The sequence below is a fragment of the Devosia elaeis genome (assembly GCF_001650025.1).
Classification (GTDB): domain Bacteria; phylum Pseudomonadota; class Alphaproteobacteria; order Rhizobiales; family Devosiaceae; genus Devosia; species Devosia elaeis.
The window spans coordinates 1-724 of sequence record NZ_LVVY01000041.1 but is presented as its reverse complement, the minus strand read 5'-3'; the positions used below and the strand labels follow the sequence as shown (position 1 = coordinate 724).

Annotated in this window: 1 protein-coding gene and 1 riboswitch; the gene reads right to left on the bottom strand. The window is 63.3% G+C overall.

Features of this window, described 5'->3' with window-relative positions; translation table 11 throughout:
- Positions 1-600 (bottom strand): 5,6-dimethylbenzimidazole synthase (gene bluB / locus A3840_RS01705; RefSeq protein WP_082903572.1); only part of this gene is annotated, 600 nt, incomplete at its 3' end.
- Positions 601-644: 44 nt separating this feature from the next.
- Positions 645-724: riboswitch (cobalamin riboswitch) on the bottom strand. This riboswitch is flagged as partial in the annotation.

The window sequence follows — 724 nt, the reverse complement described above, 5'->3', positions numbered from 1 at the left end:
GACTCTGCCGACGCAAAGGTAAGCGACCAGCCGGATCGGGTCGGGGATCTCCAGGACCGCCTTGACCTCATCCTCCTTGAGGATACTGACCCAGCCGACTCCCAGACCCTCGGCTCTGGCCGCCAACCACAGGTTCTGGACGGCACAGACCGTGCTGAAAAGGTCCATGTCGGGCATATGCGTGGCGCCCAGGACGACTGGGCCGCCGCGCGTGCCATCACAGGTCACGCAGATATTGACCGGGGCACTGGTGATCCCTTCGAGCTTGAGGGCCCGATAGGCGTCCTGACGATCCTTGGGGAACATCGCTGCCGCCTCGTCATTGGCGCGCGCGAAAATCCCGGCAACCTGCCGCTTCTTTTCGGCATCGCGTATCACGAGGAAATTCCACGGCTGCATGAAGCCGACGGAAGGCGCGTGGTGTGCGGCATCCAGGATCCGCATCAGGACATCGTCGCCGATGGCGTCGGGCAGGAATTGGCCGCGCACATCCCGCCGGCTATAGATGGCGCGATAGACCGCTGCGCGCTCGGCGTCGGAGAATGGTCCGCCCGCAGCAAGGTGTGGTTGAAACGCAGGCTGATCGGTGGTGTACGGCATGACATTGCCCCTGTTGAAAAAACACAGGAGCTGGGGTCCAGCCAGCTTCAAGAGGTCATCTGGCCGGTCTTCTGACTTGGGATCATCCCCGGCGGGCGCCTTCCCGGCTTGCGCCAGTGGCATA